Here is a 12,989-nt window from a genome sequence, read left to right as displayed (position 1 = left end):
CCTGGCTGGGGATGGCGGCGTCTGGAGTGGAAAAAAGATTACGGGTGGGGGCGGGGAATTTCTTTGCTTTGATTGGCGAGCTTTGGTGGTTTTATAGAAATAAAATCTACTTAAAAGTCGCAAGGTGAAAAATATTTCCAAGCGATTCGCTCGATTGGAAGAATCATTCTTCGACTTACAGCTTCAGGTGCCCGAGCGGCAGTGCCGTGGTGTGCTTGATCACTTCCATGGCGAAGCCGGAACTGACGTCGGACAGGTCGGCGACGCGGATCAGGCGTTTGTACACGGCGTCGTAGCCCTTGATGTCCGGCACCACGATCTTCAGCAGGTAGTCGACGTCGCCGGTCATGCGGTAGATCTCGACGATCTCGGGAATGTCGCGGGTGCCTTCGATGAACTGGCGCGTCCAGTCGTCGCTGTGACGGCTGGTGCGGATGGTGACGAAGACCGTGACGCCGAGGTCGAGCCGTTCGGCATCACAGAGCGCCACCTGCTTGCGGATCACGCCATCCTCACGCAGCTTCTGCAGGCGACGCCAGCAGGGCGTGGGGGAGAGATTCACCGCCTCGGCGAGCTCCGCGAGGGAGATGGAGGCGTCCTGCTGCAGGAGGTCGACGATCTGCAGGTCTTTCTTGTCCATGGGGGCGGGTCCGTGGAGGAAGCGTTTGGTCAGAAGGCTGGCGGGCCAAGTGTGTCGAAACGATGACAATCGGCATCATAAGGTCACCTGCGCATGAAGTCGCGCGGGGAAAAGATGGGAGAGCTCGATGCCAAGCCTGCAAATTCTGAGTGAACGCGCCTCGCTGATCCGCCGCCTGGGTGTGATCCTGGGGACCTTGTCGGTGGTCCTCTACTACTGCTGCAAGGTTCTGGTGCGCGCGCCGATGAAGCGCCTCGACCGCGCCTGCGTGGACCGTTACACCCGCGCCATGTCGCGCCTGCTGCTGCGCCTGGTACGCATGGACCTGTCGGTGCACGGTGCGATACCCGACTTCAACGACGGTCGCCGCTACCTGATCCTCTGCAGCCATTCCAGCCACTACGACATCCCGGCCAGCTTCGTCGCCCTGCCGGGGTCGATCCGCATGCTGGCGAAGAAGGAGCTGTTCCGCATTCCCTTCCTCGGCCCGGCCATGCGAGCGGCGGAGTTCCCCTCCATCGACCGGCACAACCGCCGCCAGGCCCTGGCCGACCTGGAGACCGCCCGGCGCATGATGGAAAGCGGCATCGTCCTCTGGGCCGCACCCGAAGGCACCCGCTCCGCCGATGGCCGCCTGTTGAAGTTCAAGAAGGGCTGCTTCCACCTGGCGCGGGACACCGATGCGGTGATCATTCCCGTGTCCATTCGCGGTATCCATCGCGTGCTGCCGGCCCGCACCTTCCGCCTGAACCTCGGGCAGAAGGTGGAAGTGCATGTGGGCGAGCCGATCGACGCCAGCCAGTACAGCCCGGAGCGCCTTGGTGAGCTTATGGCGGATACCCGCCAGCGAATGGAAACATTGCTGGGACACGAGCCCGGCGAACCCGTGGTGGTGGAACCGCGCGAAGTGGCGGCCTGAATCACCCCCCGGCCCACCTCGAGCGTGGGCCTTGTGGGAGCGAATTCATTCGCGATGCAGGTCGAAGACCTGCCACTCGCATGCCGGGATGCCTTGCACCCCTTCGCGAATGAATTCGCTCCCACACTAGCTTTCCGAACCCGATACGACTTCTTGCCGCCGGGCGGTGGACATGAAGAGCGAGAGCGTTCCGTGCCTCAGCGGATCTTCAGCTTGCCGATCCGGTCGTTGTCCAGGCTGCCCAGGTAGAGGTAGTCCCCCACCGGCTTGACCGACGTCACCATGCGCAGGTGAGTACCGCTGGTGTCGTGCAGGCTGTGGACGATTTCCCCCTTCTCGTTCAGCTGGATCGCAAAGCCGTAGGGCACCGCCTTGGGCCAGAACATGCGCGGCAGCTTGGCGAGCTGTGCTTTCAACCAGGGCTGCGTGTGGAGGAAGTCGGCATCGGACTTGCGCGGGGTGGGCAGCGCGACCCAGAAGTTGCCCTGGTGATCGCCCTGGATGTTGTCCGGCAGGCCCGGCAGGTTGTCGATGAACACATCGTGGGTGCCAGCCTTCTCGCCGCTCAGCCAGTAGCGGGTGATGCGGTAGCGGTAGGTTTCGTTGACCAGCACGAAGTCCTCGTTGGCCGATAGCGCCACGCCATTGGCGAAGTACAGGTCCTTGAGCAGTACCTCGGTCTTGCCGGTGACCGGGTCGTAGCGCATCAGCCGGCCATGGGGGCGGGCTTCGAGCAGGTCGAGCAGATAGTCCGGTTGCTGGAACTTGCTGGAGGCGTCGGTGAAGTAGATGCGGCCGTCCTGGGCGATGTCCAGGTCGTCGGTGAAACGAAACGGCACGCCCTCGGCTTCGGTGGCCAGGACGCTGATCTTGCCTTGCGGGTCGATGCGCAGCAGTCCCTTGTAGGCGTCGCCGACGATCAGGTTGCCGGTGGAGTCGAAGTCCATGCCCAGCGGGCGGCCGCCGGTTTCGGCGAAGGTCTCGACCTCGCCCTTGTCGCTGATACGCACGATGCGGCCGTCATGCAGGCCGGCGTAGAGGCGACCCTGGGCGTCTACGGCGGTGTCTTCCGGGCCATGGACTTGCCCCAGGGCGATGAGCTCGGCCTTCATCAGGGTGTCGTTGGGCTCGAGTACGCCGGTCATGGCCGGAGCCTTGGGCGCGTCCCAGGCCTGCGGGTCGATGGGCGAGGGCGTCAGGGCGAGATAGACCGTCAGGGCGACGATCAGCAGGGCGAATACGCCCAGCAGCTTCTTCATCTTCTTGTATCCATTCAGGTGAGGTGGCGGCCGGAGCCTTGTTCTTCTGCGCGGGCTTTTTTAGCAGCCGCCTGCCACAGGCGCCAGGGCTGAATGTTGCCGCATTAGACAGACCGCAGTTGACAGTGCCACGGCGGCCTGCGCAGTATCTGGCCCTCGCTGCATTCAACCGAGCTTTAAATGCCTGCCATCGCCTTCTCCGCCGTTTCTACCCTGGTCCTCTCGGCCCAGGCGTTGGCTATTGGCGTTGCCGCTGGTAAATCGAAGAAACAGTCGCTCATTTGACCGGGGCGCGCTGTCCCGTCAGATGGGCTGACAGGACAGAAGGCGCGAAGTAGGTCGATCCTCCCTCGAATTCCCTCCCTGCATCCCTCCGACGGTGACTCTGACGGTCAGCCAATGGAGATCTGCAATGCCTGTGTTTTCCGGAATCTGGGTTGCCCTGGTAACCCCCTTCAACGACGGCGCCATCGACTTCCCAGCCTTGCGCCGCCTGGCTCGGCACCTTCTGGACGAAGGCGTCGCCGGCCTGGTGGCCTGTGGCACCACGGGAGAGGCCGCGGCGTTGTCCAAGGACGAGCAGTTGGCCGTGCTGGACGCGCTGCTGGACGAGGTGCCGGGCGACCGCCTGGTGATGGGGCTGGCGGGCAACAACCTGGCCGAGCTGCTGGCTTTCCAGCGCGAGGTGCAGCGCCGGCCCATCGCCGGTGTGCTGGTGCCGGCGCCTTATTACATCCGTCCATCCCAGGACGGCCTGCTGGCCTGGTTCGGGGCCATCGCCGATGCCTCGACGGTGCCGGTGATCCTCTATGACATTCCCTATCGCACCGGCGTGCGCCTGGAACTGGCGACCCTGCGCCAGCTCGCCCGCCATCCGCGCGTGGTGGCTATCAAGGACTGCGGCGGCAACCCGGAAACCACCCAGGCGCTGATCGCCGATGGCGCACTGGATGTCCTGACGGGCGAAGACGGACAGGTCTTCACCACCCTGTGCATGGGTGGTCGTGGCGCGATCTGCGCGTCGGCGCATATCTACCCGCAACAGTTCGTGCGCATGGCCGAATGTATCGGCAACGGTGAACTTGAAGCCGCGCGCGTGATCTTCCAGAAACTGCAGCCGCTGATTCGCCTGGCCTTCGCCGAGCCCAATCCGGCCCCGGTGAAAAGCCTGCTGGCGCTTCAAGGATTGATCAAAGACGAGTTGCGACTGCCCATGCAACGCAGTTCCGAGGCCCTGCGCCAACGCCTCGATACCGAGCTGGCCTAGGCGCTGGCCCGCCCCGCGCAGATTGGCTGCGGGGGCGGGGGCGATGCAAGGCGCGAAGCGAGGACCCGGCGCGATATATACTGCGCGCCACTGATTCAAGGAGAGCCCTGTGGCCATCGACATTATCTGGATTCGCGACGACGCTTCGCTGGCCAAACACTGCGCCGAGTGGCGGCGCCTGCCCTTCGTGGCCCTGGACACCGAGTTCATGCGGGTCGACACCTTCTATCCCAAGGCCGGCCTGGTGCAGGTCGGTGACAGCGAGCGGGCGTACCTCATCGACCCGCTGCTGATCGGGGACTGGTCGCCCTTCGCCGAACTGCTGGAAGATCAGGCTGTGCTCAAGGTGCTGCACGCCTGCAGCGAGGACCTGGAGGTCTTCCTGCGCCTGACCGGCGCCATGCCGCAGCCCCTGCTGGATACCCAACTGGCCGCCGGCTACCTCGGCATCGGCTATTCCATGGGCTATTCGCGCCTGGTGCAGGCGGTGCTCGGCATCGACCTGCCCAAGGACGAAACCCGCTCCGACTGGCTGCAGCGCCCGCTCACCGACATGCAGGTGCGCTATGCCGCCGAGGACGTGCAGCACCTGGCCGAACTCTATGCAGCCCTGGAGCCGCGCCTGACCGAGCCCAAGCGTGCCTGGGTGCTGGAAGATGGTGCCGAGCTGGTGGCCAACCTGCGCCGTGAAATCCTTCCTGAAGAGCTCTATCGCGAGGCCAAGCTGGCCTGGAAGCTCTCCCGCGCCCAGCTTGCCGTGCTGCGCGAGCTCTGCGCCTGGCGCGAGATCGAAGCACGCCTGCGCGACCAGCCGCGCAACCGCATCCTGCGCGAACACAGCCTCTGGCCCCTGGCGCGCTTCCAGCCGGACAACCTCGTGGCACTGGCGCGCATCGACGACATGCACCCGCGCACCGTGCGCCAGGACGGCAATACCCTGCTCAAGCTGATCCGCGAGGCCGCCGAGACGCCGCCTGCCCAGTGGCCCGAGGCGCTGCCCGAACCCTTGCCGCCGGAGGCTTCGGCGACGTTGAAAATGCTGCGTGCCATCGGCCAGGCCGAAGCCGAGCGCCTGGGCATGGCGCCGGAACTCATGCTGCGCAAGAAATATCTGGAAGCGCTGCTGAAAAGCGGCTTCCCCGACGGCCCCTACACCCTGCCCGAAGGTCTGCGCGGCTGGCGCCGAGAGCTGATGGGCCAGGCCCTGCTGGATGCCCTGGCCACCGCCGGCCAATGAACCTTTCCGCCGTGCCGCCGCGCACGGCTTGCCCCACGAGCCCGACCATGAAACGTATCTGCTCCATCTACAAAAGCCCGCGCAAGAACGAGATGTACCTCTATGTCGACAAGCGCGAAGCCCTGAGCCGCGTGCCTGAAGGTCTGCTCGCCGCCTTTGGCGCCCCCCAGCATGCCTTCGACCTGGTGCTCACCCCTGAGCGCCAGCTTGCCCGCGAAGATATCGGCAAAGTGCTGGAAAACATCGAGAAGCAGGGCTATCACCTGCAGATGCCCCCGGCCCAGGATGAGTACATCGAGCATCTGCCGGAAGAACTGCTGCGGATGAACGACCCCATCTGATGAAAATCCTCATCGCCGAATCCGAGTTCGCCCTCTACGCCGACCTGCTGCGCACCGAGTCCGGGTTGCAGCTCCACGGCGGCAGCGAGGTGGAGCGCCTGCTGGACGCCGCACACGAGTGCACAGTGTGGCTGGGTGAGCCCGATGTGATGGCGCAATTGCTGCGCAAGGGCTGCAAGCCGGAGTGGATGCAATCCACTTGGGCGGGAATCACGCCGTTGCTGGCCGCCGACCTGCCCAAGGACTATCGGCTCACCCGCGCCGTCGGCATCTTCGGCCAGGTCATGGCCGAGTACGTGCTGACCTACCTCCTGGCGCATCAGCGGCAGATCTTCTCGCGGGTTGCGGCCCAGAGCGAGAAACGCTGGGACAACCGCCTGCCACGTAGCCTGGACGGCAAGCGGGTGCTGATCGTCGGTGCGGGCGACATCGGCCAGAGCGTTGCCGGTTTCCTCGAGCCCTTCGGTGTGGAGTTGCATGGCATCGCCCGCGAGCCCCGCCCGATGGAGCCTTTCGAGCGAGTCTCCGGCATGGAGGCGCTGGCCGAGCAGGTGGCCTGGGCCGATTGCGTGGTGAACCTGCTGCCCGACACGCCGGCTACCCGCGACATCTACGACGCCGGAATCTTCGCCTGCATGCAGCCGACTGCGCTGTTCATCAACGCCGGACGTGGCGTGGCGGTCGTCGACCATGACCTGGTGACGGCGCTGCAGGCCGGCCAACTGGCCGGGGCAGTGATCGACGTTTGCCGTGAAGAACCCTTGCCGGCCTGGCACCCGTTCTGGAGCGCGCCCAACCTGCTGGTGACCGGCCACAGCTCGGCGCCGACGCTGCCCAGCGCCATGGCCCGCCTGTTCGTCGACAATCTCGCCCGTCATCGCTCGGGCGCGCCCTTGCGCGGGAACGTCAACTTCGAGCGCGGCTATTGAGTTCGCCGTGCCGTAACCAGCGGTCAGCTATGCTTGGCCGACACCCTGGACGCGACTAGAATATCCGCCCCCCGAACCAACCCCCTCGCACACCATGGCCGCCAAAGTCGAACCCTTCTGGAAGCGCAAGACCCTCGAACAGCTCGATCAGGAAGAGTGGGAATCCCTCTGCGATGGCTGTGGCCTGTGCTGCCTGCAGAAGCTCGAAGACGAGGACGACGGCAGCGTCTATTACACGCGCATTGCCTGCAAGCTGCTGGACCTCAATACCTGCCGCTGCACCGACTACGCTAATCGTCGGAAGTTCGTGGCCGACTGCATCCAGCTCACCCCGGCCCAGGCCGACGAGTTCCGCTGGCTGCCGCCTACCTGTGGATATCGGCTGGTGGCCGAAGGCAAGGACCTGCCGCCCTGGCACCACCTGATCTGCAATGACCCCGAGGCGGTGCACAAGGCGGGGATCTCCCAATCCGGTCGCATGCTGAGCGAAAGCAGCGTGGCGGAGGATGATTGGGAGGACTACCTGATTTTCCGCGCCGGCTAGCAGGCGGTTGGAAGCTGGCCGCGTCGCTGACGATTTTCAACGCGCTACAGGGCCGGTCACGGATCAAACCGCCACCTTTCGAGTCTCAGGGACTGACCGTCACACCTACCAAGGAAGCCATCCTCGATGTCCGCCCGTTCCCAGCTGCTGCTGTCCACCGTCCTGCTGACCCTGAGCACCCCGCTGTGGGCCGCCAAGAAGGTCGATCTCGACTATCAGGTGCGCTTCCTGCCCGAGAGCGACCAGGCCGAAGTCAGCCTGGTGCTGGAGAAAGGCGACGGTGTGCGCGGCCTGCGTTTCGACCTGGGGGACAAGGGCTATTACAGCGACTTCAAGGCCAGCGGTGACTGGACTCAGGAAGACCCGGGCCATGGCACCTGGATACCCGGCAAGGGTAAGGCCAGCCTGAGCTACAAGGTGCGCGTCAGCCATCCCCGTGGCGACGGCCGTTTCGATGCCCGCATGACCCCCGACTGGGCGCTGCTGCGCGGCGACGACCTGGTGCCGGCTGCACGCCTGGACCTGGCGGACGGCATCGACCTGGTGGCGCGCCTGCAATTCGAGCTGCCAAAGGGCTGGGAAGCCGTGGAAACCGGCTGGCCGCGCATCGGCAAGAACCGTTTCCGCATCGACAACCCCGAACGCATGCTCGACCGTCCCACCGGCTGGATCCTCGCCGGAAAGCTGGGCAGTCGCCGCGCCACGCTGGGCAATACCGACGTCACCGTGAGTGCTCCGGTGGGCGAGGACATGCGGCGGATGGACATCCTGACGATGCTGACCTTCGTCTGGCCCCACGCCCAGGAAGTCTTCCCCCGCGAGCCGGGCAAGCTGCTGATCGTCGGCGCCAACGACCCCATGTGGCGCGGCGGCCTGTCGGCGCCCAACTCGTTCTTCATGCACTCCGCGCGTCCCCTGGTGAGCGAGAACGGCACCAGTTCGCTGGTGCATGAGCTGGTGCATGTGCTCAGCCGCATCAGCGATACCGACCGCAGCGACTGGATCAGCGAAGGCGTGGCCGAGTACTACGCCATCGAACTGATGCGCCGCGCCGGCGGCCTGGGCGACGACCGCTACGAAGCCATCCGCAAGCAATTGCGCCAGTGGAGCAAGAAAGTGGACAGCCTGCGCGGCGAGCACGCCAGCGGCCCGGTCACCGCACGCGCCGTGCTGCTGCTTCAGGACCTGGACAAGGAAATCCGTCTGCGCACCGATGGCCAGCGCTCCATGGACGACGTCGCCCGAGGGCTGATGCGCCTGGACAAGGCCAGCACCAAGGACTTCATCGAGATCAGCGAAAACATCATGGGCGGCGCGTCGGACGTGCTGGATACCAAGTTGTTGCGTTGATTGCCGCTTTGCCTTTGCCCGTAGGAGCTGGCTTGCCAGAGAATGGCGCCTTTTCGCTAGCAAGCTGGCTCCTACAGTTGCTGCATCTCCGTAGGTTGCGGTAGAGCGAAGCGAAACCCAACGCTTCGTGGTCGGGCCCTCAAAGGTGGGCTGAAGCCCACCCTACAAATTCCGGGTCATCGCTTTTCCTGTAGGGGCGAATTCATTCGCCAAGCAGGCCGCAGGTCTGCCCTCGGCGCTCAAAAGGGGGGCTGCTGCGCAACCCTTGGCGAATGAATTCGCCCCTACAAGGATCTATTCGCCGTCGTCAGACAATCTGCCTACATCTCCCCCCGCCGCCCGCTCAGCAGCTCCAGCATTGCCGCCGCAGTCGGCTCGGACGATGCCGGGTTCTGCCCGGTGATCAGGTTGCCGTCGGTGACCACATGGGGCTGCCAGTCGGCCACCTTGGAGTACTGGGCGCCTTTTTCCTTCAGTACGTCCTCCAGCAGGAAGGGCACCACCTCGGCCAGGCCCACGGCGGTTTCCTCGGAGTTGGCGAAGCCGGTTACCGCATTGCCCTGCACCAGCGGCGCGCCGTCCGGCGCCTTGGCATTGAGGAGCACGGCGGGGGCGTGGCACACGGCGCCCACCGGTTTGCCGGCGGCGTAGAAGCTTTCGACCAGCACGATGGAATGCAGGTCGTCCACCAGGTCCCACATCGGGCCATGGCCGCCGGGGTAGAAGAGGGCGTCGTAGTCGCCCGGCACCAGGCCGGCGAGCATGTGGGTATTGGCCAGGGCGCGGCGTGCTTCGTCGTCCTCGCGGAAACGATGGGTTGATTCGGTCTGGGCTTCCGGGTCGTCGCTTTTCGGGTCCAGTGGCGGCTGCCCGCCCCTGGGCGAGGCGAGTATCACTTCGGCGCCTGCGTCGCGAAATGCGAAGTAGGGCGCGGCGAACTCCTCCAACCAGAAGCCGGTCTTCTTGCCGGTGTTACCCAACTGGTCGTGGGAGGTCAGTACCATCAGGATCTTCATCGTGATCTCCTTGTGGACTCGGTTTCGAACGGCCCGACGGGCTATTCCTCGCGCTTCAACAGGTCGCCAATGTCGGCGAATGCCTTATAGGTGGTACGCGGCCCCTGCCGCGCGCCGGGTTGTTCTTCGCTGTGCCACTGCTGGTCGGTATAGCGGGCATGCTCGTTGTCATGGCAGTAGAGGCAGAGTAGCTCCCAGTTCGAACCATCCGGCGGGTTGTTGTCATGGTTGTGATCGCGGTGGTGCACCGTAAGTTCGGACAGGCGCTTGCCACTGAATTCGCGGCCGCAGCGGCCGCATACCCAAGGGAACAGTTTCAGTGCCTGCTCCCGGTAGCTGTGTTCGCGCCGCTTGCGTTCGTCGGCAAGCAGCTTGTCCAGCTTGCTCGTTGAAGGAGGCGTAGTCATCGTCAACTCCCGTGGCTGCGTCTCTGAAAGTCTAGTTCCGGGCAAGATCGATCGCCGGCATCCCGTCGCATGGGGGATCACCCCGGCGTGCGGGGATTAGACTGGTCAGTGTGATGAGCAGGAGGCTGACACCATGATCCATTCCCGCGTTGCATTTCTGCTGGCTCTGGCCCTGACAGCCAGCACGGCAGCGGCACAGAACCCACCGCTGTTGCGTGCGCCCTTGCAGGCACCGGCAGGCGCACCCGGCACCGCTAGTCCGCAGCCTTATCCCCAGGTGGTGCCGCGCGCGATTACCAGCCCCTCGCCGCAGAGCGGCAATCCACAGATGATGAGGCGCCCGGACCAGGAACAGCGTCTGCGCGAGTCCCTGGAGCAGCGTGACCAGTCGATTCCCGCACTGGAGCAGCAATTGGAACGCAACTCCAGGGGGCTCGGCACCGGTACCGGTAATCCCTGATTACTGCGGGAGCAGACCCAGCACCTTGAGCAGGAAGGCATATTCCAGGGCCACGTCGCGCAACGCCTGGTAGCGGCCGCTCATGCCACCATGGCCGGCACCGAGGTCGGTCTTCAGCAGCAGCGGGTTGCCGTCGGTCTTCATCGCCCGCAGGCGGGCGACCCATTTGGCCGCTTCCCAATACTGCACGCGGCTGTCGTTGTATCCCGCCACCACCAGCATCGCCGGATAGGCCTGGGCGCGGACGTTTTCGTAGGGCGCGTAACCCTTGATGCGCGCGTAGACCTCGGGCTCGTGCGGGTCGCCCCATTCATCGTATTCGGTCACCGTCAGCGGCAGGTCGGGGTTCTGCATGGTGTTGAGGACGTCGACAAAGGGCACCTCGGCGATGGCGGCGCCGAACAGGTCGGCGCGCAGGTTGAGCACGGCGCCGATCAGCAGGCCGCCGGCGCTGCCACCGCTGACGGCCAGTTGCGCCGGGCTGGTGTAGCCCTCGGCGATCAGGTGCTCGGCGCAGGCGATGAAATCGTGGAAGGTATTGGCCTTGTGCTCCAGCTTGCCGGCGCGGTACCAGGCCTCGCCGAGCTCGCCGCCGCCGCGCACATGGGCGATGGCGAAGACGAAGCCGCGTTCCAGCAGGCTGAGACGCGCGTGGGAGAACCAGGGGTCGAGGCTTTCGCCGTAGGCGCCGTAACCATAGAGGTAGAGCGGGGCGGGCTTGCCCAGGGTGTCGCGGCGGGCCACCAGGCTGATGGGGATGCGCGTGCCGTCCGCTGCCGTGGCCCAGAGGCGCTGACTGAGGTAGGCGTCAGGATCGAAGGGGCCCTCCACTGGGGTTTCCTTGAGCACGACCTGCGCGCCAGTGGCCAGGTCCAGCTGGCGGACCTGGGCTGGGCGGTTCAGGGCCTCGTAGCGCAGGCGAATCACCGGGCTGTCGAATTCCAGGGTGTCCTGCACATACAGGCTGTAGGCGGCGTCCGGCAATTGCAGCGGGTAGGGCGCGGCGCCGTCGGGGTGCACCTGGATCAATGGCAGGCCGCCTTCGCGCAGGCTGAGAGTGAAGCCGCCGGCATTCAGGCTGACGCCTTCCAGCATGCGCGCCTCGTCATGGGCGATCAGTTCCTGCCAGTGGGAACGGGCCGGCGCGGCTTCCGTCGCCTTGTACAGGGCGAAGTTGATGCCGGTCTGGTTGCTGCGGACCAGCCAGGTCCACTGGCCGTCGAGCTTGCCGTGGTCCGCGTAGTACTCGTGATCCTCTTCGCGGGGCGCGAGGCAGGTCCAGGCACCTTGCGGGGTATTGGCATCCAGCACCCAGGTTTCGCTGGTGGTCTTGCTGTTCAGCAGCAGGATCAACTGGCGCTCGGAGCTGGCGCGATAGCAGTGAAGGAAGAAGCGGCCATCGGCCTCTTCGAAGACCAGCTCGGCGCCGGCTTCGCCCAGGCGGTGGCGGTGCAGGCGATGCGGCCGGTGGGTTTCATCCAGTTCGCCAAAGAACAGCGTGTCGCTGTCGTTGGCCCAGGTCATGCTGCCGTCGCATTGCTCGAAGGGCAGGGCGATGATTTCTCCCGTGCCCAGGTCCTTGACGAACAACTGGTAGGTCTCGTCGCCGCTGGTATCCAGGCTGTAGGCCAGACGCGAATGGTCCGGGCTGACGCTGAAGGCCCCAATGGAGAGGAACCCGCCGTCCGCGAGCAGGTTCGGGTCCAGCAGCAATTCCTCGGCGTCGGCGTCCAGGGTCAGCGAACCGTCCGCCGGGCGCGGGCAGCGATAGTGGCGCGGGTATTCGTCGCCCGCCGTAGTGCGCTGATAGTAGAGCCAGGGCCCCCAGGGCACCGGCAACGACAGGTCGGTCTCGCGGATACGGGCCTTGATCTCCTGGAACAGTGTCTCGCGCAGCGCTTTCTGTTCGGCAAGCCCCGTTTCGAGCCAGGCGTTCTCTGCTTCGAGGTGGGCGAGCACGTCGGGCGCGTCGCGCTCCTCCAGCCAGCGGTAGGGGTCGTCACCAGGTTCGATACGGGCGATGGGGGCTTGGGACATGGGCACTCTCGAGGGCAGGCGGTGCGGCGACGGCAGGAGCGCCGGAACCGCGAAAAGCGTTTATCATAAGCGCCCTTTTGCCAGCCTTGCCACGGACGCCAATGACTGAAAACGACTACCTGCTCGCCTGGGCCGCCTACGGAGTTGCCGCGCTCGGCTGTCTGCTGGTCTGGTGGCACCTTACCGGCTGGATGTGGCGCTGGCTGCGCGAGCCGCTGCGGGTGCTGGTAGCAGTGCTGCTGCTGACGCCGACCATCGTCGACCCGGCGAAGGACCTGTTCGCCCCGGCCGTGGCCATCACCGCGCTGGACGTGGTCTTCAAGGTGGGCAACAACGCCTGGAAGGCGACCCTCGACCTGACCATGTACAGCATCATCGCCCTGGCGCTGTACCTGGTGTACGCCGGTATCCGCTGGCCCATCGAGAAGAAGCTCAATGCCCGCCGCGCCGAGCGTGAAGGTGCCCAGCAGGCCGCCGACGAGCCGACCCTGCGTGAGGTGATGCGCGATAGCCGACCTGAAGCAGACACTCGCTTCGACCAGAACGGCGACCGCCGCCTGCGCATCGAACCCCGCCTCTGACT

At 65.2% G+C, this 12,989-nt stretch carries 14 protein-coding genes; 9 read left to right on the top strand and 5 right to left on the bottom strand.

Features of this window, described 5'->3' with window-relative positions; translation table 11 throughout:
- Positions 1-175: 175 nt before the first annotated feature.
- Positions 176-640, bottom strand: a complete 465-nt coding sequence (locus MnOB_RS14690) for an Lrp/AsnC family transcriptional regulator (protein ID WP_077524967.1) — start codon at positions 638-640, stop codon at positions 176-178.
- 127 nt (positions 641-767) lie between these two features.
- Between MnOB_RS14690 and MnOB_RS14685 the strand changes: the two genes are divergently transcribed.
- Entirely contained in the window at positions 768-1,559 is a 792-nt protein-coding gene (locus MnOB_RS14685) for a lysophospholipid acyltransferase family protein (RefSeq protein ID WP_077524966.1), read from the top strand.
- A 197-nt stretch (positions 1,560-1,756) separates the two neighbouring features.
- Here the strand turns inward: MnOB_RS14685 and MnOB_RS14680 are convergent, their stop codons facing one another.
- Positions 1,757-2,818, bottom strand: coding sequence for an SMP-30/gluconolactonase/LRE family protein (locus MnOB_RS14680; protein WP_077524965.1), 1,062 nt, complete (start codon positions 2,816-2,818; stop codon positions 1,757-1,759).
- Between the two features lie 412 nt (positions 2,819-3,230).
- Here MnOB_RS14680 and dapA point away from each other — a divergent pair, with 412 nt between their 5' ends.
- From dapA to MnOB_RS14650, 6 genes are all read left to right on the top strand, one after another.
- Positions 3,231-4,085, top strand: a complete 855-nt coding sequence (gene dapA, locus MnOB_RS14675) for a 4-hydroxy-tetrahydrodipicolinate synthase (RefSeq protein WP_077524964.1) — start codon at positions 3,231-3,233, stop codon at positions 4,083-4,085.
- A 109-nt stretch (positions 4,086-4,194) separates the two neighbouring features.
- Positions 4,195-5,322, top strand: coding sequence for a ribonuclease D (gene rnd, locus MnOB_RS14670; RefSeq protein ID WP_077524963.1), 1,128 nt, complete (start codon positions 4,195-4,197; stop codon positions 5,320-5,322).
- 47 nt (positions 5,323-5,369) lie between these two features.
- The gene (locus MnOB_RS14665) at positions 5,370-5,663 is read left to right on the top strand and encodes a YcgL domain-containing protein (protein ID WP_077524962.1); all 294 of its coding nucleotides are present in this window, start codon (positions 5,370-5,372) and stop codon (positions 5,661-5,663) included.
- The gene (locus MnOB_RS14660; RefSeq protein ID WP_077524961.1) at positions 5,663-6,592 is read left to right on the top strand and encodes a D-2-hydroxyacid dehydrogenase; all 930 of its coding nucleotides are present in this window, start codon (positions 5,663-5,665) and stop codon (positions 6,590-6,592) included. Before MnOB_RS14665 ends, MnOB_RS14660 begins: the two co-directional genes overlap by 1 nt.
- 94 nt (positions 6,593-6,686) lie before the next feature.
- A complete protein-coding gene (locus MnOB_RS14655; protein WP_077524960.1) occupies positions 6,687-7,136 on the top strand; it encodes a YcgN family cysteine cluster protein in 450 nt (149 codons plus the stop codon).
- 126 nt (positions 7,137-7,262) lie between these two features.
- Positions 7,263-8,486, top strand: a complete 1,224-nt coding sequence (locus MnOB_RS14650) for a hypothetical protein (protein ID WP_077524959.1) — start codon at positions 7,263-7,265, stop codon at positions 8,484-8,486.
- A 320-nt stretch (positions 8,487-8,806) separates the two neighbouring features.
- Here the strand turns inward: MnOB_RS14650 and MnOB_RS14645 are convergent, their stop codons facing one another.
- Both MnOB_RS14645 and MnOB_RS14640 read right to left on the bottom strand, forming a co-directional pair.
- Complete coding sequence (locus MnOB_RS14645) at positions 8,807-9,502, bottom strand: type 1 glutamine amidotransferase domain-containing protein (RefSeq protein WP_077524958.1); 696 nt, start codon at positions 9,500-9,502, stop codon at positions 8,807-8,809.
- Positions 9,503-9,543: 41 nt separating this feature from the next.
- Positions 9,544-9,915 carry a YajD family HNH nuclease gene (locus MnOB_RS14640; RefSeq protein WP_107504082.1) on the bottom strand — a complete coding sequence of 124 codons (372 nt, stop codon included), beginning with the start codon at positions 9,913-9,915 and terminating at the stop codon, positions 9,544-9,546.
- 127 nt (positions 9,916-10,042) lie between these two features.
- Between MnOB_RS14640 and MnOB_RS14635 the strand changes: the two genes are divergently transcribed.
- Entirely contained in the window at positions 10,043-10,369 is a 327-nt protein-coding gene (locus MnOB_RS14635) for a hypothetical protein (RefSeq protein WP_077524956.1), read from the top strand.
- Here the strand turns inward: MnOB_RS14635 and MnOB_RS14630 are convergent, their stop codons facing one another.
- Positions 10,370-12,412, bottom strand: coding sequence for a S9 family peptidase (locus tag MnOB_RS14630; RefSeq protein WP_107504081.1), 2,043 nt, complete (start codon positions 12,410-12,412; stop codon positions 10,370-10,372). It abuts the gene before it with no gap.
- Positions 12,413-12,507: 95 nt separating this feature from the next.
- Here MnOB_RS14630 and MnOB_RS14625 point away from each other — a divergent pair, with 95 nt between their 5' ends.
- Positions 12,508-12,987, top strand: coding sequence for an MFS transporter (locus MnOB_RS14625; protein WP_077524954.1), 480 nt, complete (start codon positions 12,508-12,510; stop codon positions 12,985-12,987).
- The last annotated feature ends 2 nt before the right edge of the window (positions 12,988-12,989 follow it).

This window comes from Metapseudomonas resinovorans (assembly GCF_002003485.1).
GTDB lineage: Bacteria > Pseudomonadota > Gammaproteobacteria > Pseudomonadales > Pseudomonadaceae > Metapseudomonas > Metapseudomonas resinovorans_D.
This window is presented reverse-complemented; position numbering and strand designations above follow the sequence as displayed.